Genomic DNA, 5,026 nt, shown 5'->3' with positions numbered 1-5,026 from the left:
GCGGGAGGACGCAGGTGGACGGTACCCAAGGCGACCCAGCACAGAGCCGTGGCGAGCAGATCCAGGAGGCGGAGCGAGAAGCGGCGAAGCAACGTCTCCTCGCGCAGGCCGAGGCGGATCGGATACCGGTCGAGGAGACCACCCGGGCGGTGCCGGACCGGCGGTGGCGTCGTGGACAGCGGTGACCGCCTGCCGGTCGGTCGGCGGGTGGCGTACTGGCGGGCGCGGCGGAAGCTGTCGCAGCAGGTGTTCGCCGACCGGCTCGGCAAGTCGAAGAGCTGGGTGGACAAGGTCGAACGCGGCGTCCGCGCCCTCGACAAGGTGTCGACCCTCCAGGCCATCGCCGCCGTGCTGCGGATCGACACGGCCGTGCTGCTCGGCCGGGACGCCCGGCCCACCGACGTGACCCGGTGCGCCGAGGGCGTGGACCGGATCCGGGCGGCCCTTTCGACGTACGACATCGCCCTGTGCCGGTCGGCGGCACGCGGGCCCGGGTTGCCGGCGGATCGGGTGGCGGGGGACGTCGCGCACGCATGGACCACCTTCCAGCACGCCCGGTATCCGCAGGTGATCGCGCTGGTGCCGGGCGTGTTGGCCAATGCGCAGCGCTGCCACGCCGACGACCCGGGGGCGGGCCGCGCGTTGTTGGTCGAGGCGTACCGGGTGACCGCATCGCTGCTGGTGAAGCTCGGTGAGGCCGACCTGGCGTGGTTGGCCGCCGACCGGGCCGTGGCCGTGGCGACCGGCGATCCGGTGCTGGTCGCCGCCGCCGCCGTGCAACTCGGCGAGGTGCTGCGCGCCTCGGGGCGGGCGCGGGCGGCCATGTCGACGGCGCTGGCCGCCGCGTACCGGATCGCCCCGCCCGACCCGGACAACGGCACCCCGGCCGAACTGTCGCTGTGCGGGACGCTGCTCGTCCAGGCCGCCCTGGCGGCGGCCCGCCACGGCGACGACCACGCCGCCGACGAACTGATCGGCGAGGCCGCCGACATGGCGCTGCGGGTGGGCGAGGGTCACGACCATCACCGAACCGCGTTCGGGCCGACAGCGGTCGACCTGGCCCGGGTCGCCGCAGCCCTCGAACTGGGCGACGCAGGCGAGGCGGTCGCCTGGCACGAGAAGACGACCAGCCGGGACGCCTGGCGGTGGCTGCCCGCCGAACACCGCGCCGCTCACCTGCTCGACGCCGCCCGCGCCTACCTCCAGGCCGACGACCCGGCCAACGCCGGCCGCGTCCTGGTCGACGCCGACCGCATCGCACCGGCGGAGCCGCGCTACCGGCCGGCCGGGCGGGACGTGGTCGCCCGGGTGGCGCGCGACCCGCACGCCCCGGCCACGATCATTCAGCTCGCCATCACCCTCGGGGTGACCTGAGGATGACCGCGCCGTTCCTGTCCCTGGCGCAGATCCGTAACCGGCTGGCCCTCACCGCCCGAGCGATCCTCCGCGCCCACCGACCCAGCCCCGACGGCCGCTGCCCGATCTGCCGGACTCCGGGCTGTCCGCTGGCGACCACCGCCCGCAACGTCCTACGCGCCGCCGAAGACGTACAGCGGCGAAACACGGCAACCCCGCCGGCCCCACTCGACCCGGACGACCCTCCGCAGGCCGGATGATCTCGAACGGCACCCGATCCGACCCACTCGCCCGGCCGAGCCGACCCGGGACCACGGCCGGGGATGACGGGCCCCTCCCCCACGGCGTCGGGCCCCGGTCCGCGCCGTCGGCATGCCCGGGGCCCAGCGGGGTACGCCGGGGGGATCAGGCAGACACCCGGGACACGGGAGGGCAGCAGCATGACCGATCGCGAGCCGAACGCCGGCCGACCGCTGGAGGAGAGCCCCGAGGTGGCCGCGGCGGTGGACGACGAGAGCACGGTCCCGCAGTTGGCGACCGGTGGCGGGGCCGACCGGGACACCCCGCCCTTCGGCGGGCCGGGGGACGTGCCGGAGGGTGCCGGCTCGACCGAGGACCTGCTCGGCGACCCGTACGGCGCGGGCGCCGGGGCCGGCGGGGACAACATCCGCACCGGCGCCGAGCAGCCGTGGGAGCCGGAGGACCTGGTGCTGGCCCGAGGTCAGGACCCGACCCCCGAGAACGTCGAGCGGGCCCGCCGCGACCTGGCCGAGCAGGGCCGGGCGGCGGTGGAACGGACGGTTCCCTGACCCCGCCCGCTGTGCACGAGGCGGGGCCCCTGACCCGACCGTCACCGGTCGGGCCAGGGGCCCGGGGGAAACCTGCCGCTGAGAGTGCCTCACTCCTCGCCAGCGGCCGGCAGGCGTGCCTGGTGGAGCGTCAGAGCGCCGGGTAGGCGTTCTGCATGAGCTGGGCGAACTGCGCCGCGAACCAGGCACCCGAGATCGGGGCGTCCGGCAGGGCGCCGCTCATGCTGTTGCCGTTGCGGGCGTTACCGGTGTAGGTCGGGTCACACATCCGGTCGAAGCCCTTGCCCTCGTTGTTCGGGATCTCCTTGCTGGAGCCGTCCGACTCGCCCGGGGGCTTCACCCAGACGTAGGCGTCGATGCCGGGCTCCGGCGCGGCCTTGGGACGCTCACCGAGGCCCGCACCGGACTGGTTGCACCAGTTGCCGGCGTGGATCCGCCGGTCGACACGGCCACCGTTGACGTAGGTGTCGACGCTGGTCAGCGGGCCGGGGCCGGCGGGCCGGGCGGTGCCGCCCCAACCGTTGCGGGAGGTGTCGATCAGCATGCCGATCTTCGAGTCGAAGCCCTTGGAGATCAGCTCGTTGCGGAACGCCTGGGCGAAGGACAGCTCGTCGACGTAGAAGTTCCAGTCGACCCACTTGGACTGGCGGACGGTCTGGCCGTTCACCGTGTCGGTCACCTTGAAGTTCGGCTCCCGAAGGGCCGAGTAGTTCGCGGTGTTGACGATGAAGCCGTGCACGTTGGCCGGGGTGCTGCCGGAGGCGCCGGCGGCCTCGCGCAGGATCGTGGCGCTCGGGCTGAAGTTGCTGTCCCAGCCCAGCCAGCCGTGGTGGCCGGCGTCGATGTAGTTGTAGACGTTGCCGATCGCGCCCAGCTTCGCCAGGGCGTAGCCGACGCCGTTGACGTAGGCGCCGTTGGCCTTGACCGTGTCGCACATCGCGGTGCCGCCGGGCTGGCCGGAGGTGTTGGTCACCAGGTTCGGCAGCGAGTCGATCTCGATGACGTTGATGATCCGGAGGTTCTTGTACTTCGCGTCGCCCTGGATCGCGGCGATCGGGTCGATGTACTCGGCCTTGTAGCGGGGCAGCTCGTTCGGGCCCAGCTCACCGTTCGAGGCGAGGGCGGAGCAGTCCCGGCCGGGCAGGTTGTAGATCACGAACTGGATGTAGTTCGCACCCTGGGCCAGCGCGGCGTCCAGGTGGTCACGCACGCCCATCGAGCCGTTCGAGCTGCTGCCCGACGTGCCGTTGATGGCGGCGATCCGGTCGATCCAGACGGCGGTCGGGTTGTTGGACACCCGGTTGCCGCCGGCCACCGACTCGGCCTTGGCCTTCCACTCGGGGTTCACGTACCCCTTGGCGTTCAGGTACGGGTTGTCCACCTTCTGCCCCGGCGGGGTCGTGGTGGGCGGCGTCGTCGTCGGCGGGGTGGTCGTCGGCGGCGTCGTGGTCGGCGGGGTGGTGGTGGGCGGGGTGGTCGTCGGCGGCGTCGTGGTCGGCGGAGTGGTGCCGTTGCAGACCACGCCGTTCAGGGTGAACGAGGTGGGCTTCGGGTTGCTGCCGCTCCACGAGCCGTTGAAGCCGAACGTCACGCTGCCGCCGCTGGCGATCGAGCCGTTGTAGGACTCGTTCGCGGCGGTCACGTTCTGCCCGGTCTGGCTGAACTTCGCCGACCAGCCCTGCACGACCTGCTGGCTGCTGTTCGGGAAGGTGAACCCGAGGCTCCAGGAGGTGACCGCGTCACCCAGGTTCTTGAGGGTGACGTTGCCGGTGAATCCGCCGGCCCAGTCGTTGGTGGCGTAGTCGACGCTGCACTGGGTCGCGGCCTGGGCCGCGGTGACCGGGATGGTCACCAGGCCGCCGGCAACCAGGACACCCGCACCGGACAGTGCGAGCGCCCGGCGGTGGCCGGACAGCCTCTTTCTCATACTCATGCCACAGATCTCCTTGGGCGAGACCGGACTCGCAGCCCGGCGCAACGGCGCCCGACGTCCGGCACGGACGATCGACGGCGCCACGGGGGATTTCGGGTTGCCCGACCCGGACGGGCGGTGTGGTGGTGGTGCACGACCGGCACGCGAACGGCCGGTCGGGCGGCGGACGTCGTCCGGTGACACCGGTGCCCTCGACATCTGCCTTGCGCGGTGTGGCTCCCCGTACCGCGTGAGGGAATTCTTGCATGGGAGCGCTTCCATGGCAATGGTTCGATGCTCGTTCGACAGGGCCGAACAGGACGTCCAGGGCGCCGGGTCGAGATGACGCCGCTGGCGACAGCCCGGGGCGCGGGTGCCCCTGTCCCCCGAAAGGGGGCGTCACGCGCAGCCGGCCCGCAACCCTCTTCATGGTCGACAACCTCCGACAGACGCTGACGAAGCGCGCTTGTGACACCTTCCACTCGATTACCTAGGAACACGCAAAACACGAATCTTTCCCCTTATAGCTCGCGAACCGGGCTAACGTCTTGAGTAGCCCGGCTGACTCGGGCTCAGGACGAAAAGGGATGGAGTGACGCAGGTCATGGCAAACAAGATGCTCGGGAAGGTCGTTGCGGGTGCCGCTCTCGGTGGCGCGTCCCTGCTGGTGTTCGCGCCGGGGATCGCGTTCGCGGACGGCCACCACGACGGCGAGTCCCGCGACGGCAAGGTCTACGCCAAGCCGCACGTCGTCAAGGCGGGCGAGAAGGTCGAGTTGCTGGAGGTCTGCTCGGAGCGGCAGGAGCACGCCTTCGTCTGGTCCAAGGTCACTGGCAAGGTCAAGCTGCGCGCGGCCGAGAAGGACCACGGGCAGCCGGGCGAGGAGCACGGCAAGCCGGGCGAGGAGCACGGCAAGCCGGGCGAGGAGCACGGCAAGCCGGGCGAGGAG

5 protein-coding genes and 1 pseudogene are annotated in these 5,026 nt (G+C 72.0%); 5 read left to right on the top strand and 1 reads right to left on the bottom strand.

What is annotated here, in order from left to right; all coding sequences use genetic code 11:
* The 4 genes from C5N14_RS32350 to C5N14_RS23555 all read left to right on the top strand — a co-directional run.
* Positions 1-185 (top strand): hypothetical protein (locus C5N14_RS32350; protein WP_207892851.1); only part of this gene is annotated, 185 nt, incomplete at its 5' end.
* Entirely contained in the window at positions 172-1,374 is a 1,203-nt protein-coding gene (locus tag C5N14_RS23565; RefSeq protein ID WP_243639974.1) for a helix-turn-helix domain-containing protein, read from the top strand. The genes C5N14_RS32350 and C5N14_RS23565, both read left to right, overlap by 14 nt.
* 2 nt (positions 1,375-1,376) lie before the next feature.
* Positions 1,377-1,616 (top strand): hypothetical protein, encoded by a 240-nt coding sequence (locus C5N14_RS23560; RefSeq protein WP_117670738.1) that lies wholly within the window; start codon positions 1,377-1,379, stop codon positions 1,614-1,616.
* A gap of 180 nt (positions 1,617-1,796) precedes the next feature.
* Positions 1,797-2,165: a hypothetical protein gene (locus C5N14_RS23555; protein ID WP_117670736.1), complete on the top strand. Its 369-nt coding sequence runs from the start codon at positions 1,797-1,799 to the stop codon at positions 2,163-2,165.
* Positions 2,166-2,295: 130 nt separating this feature from the next.
* Here C5N14_RS23555 and C5N14_RS23550 read toward each other — a convergent pair whose 3' ends face one another.
* Positions 2,296-4,098, bottom strand: a complete 1,803-nt coding sequence (locus tag C5N14_RS23550; RefSeq protein ID WP_117670734.1) for a glycoside hydrolase family 6 protein — start codon at positions 4,096-4,098, stop codon at positions 2,296-2,298.
* A 583-nt stretch (positions 4,099-4,681) separates the two neighbouring features.
* On the opposite strand from C5N14_RS23550, the pseudogene C5N14_RS23545 reads away from it, so the two are divergent.
* Positions 4,682-5,026, top strand: a pseudogene (locus tag C5N14_RS23545) (hypothetical protein); the annotation flags it as partial.

Origin of the sequence: Micromonospora sp. MW-13, assembly GCF_003434305.1 — a bacterium.
GTDB lineage: Bacteria > Actinomycetota > Actinomycetes > Mycobacteriales > Micromonosporaceae > Micromonospora.
This window is presented reverse-complemented; position numbering and strand designations above follow the sequence as displayed.

Coding starts and splice junctions, on each gene's coding strand:
- C5N14_RS23560 (WP_117670738.1), top strand. CDS start 1,377: ATGACCGCGCCGTTCCTGTCCCTGGCGCAGATCCGTAACCGGCTGGCC.
- C5N14_RS23550 (WP_117670734.1), bottom strand. CDS start 4,098: ATGAGTATGAGAAAGAGGCTGTCCGGCCACCGCCGGGCGCTCGCACTG.
- C5N14_RS23555 (WP_117670736.1), top strand. CDS start 1,797: ATGACCGATCGCGAGCCGAACGCCGGCCGACCGCTGGAGGAGAGCCCC.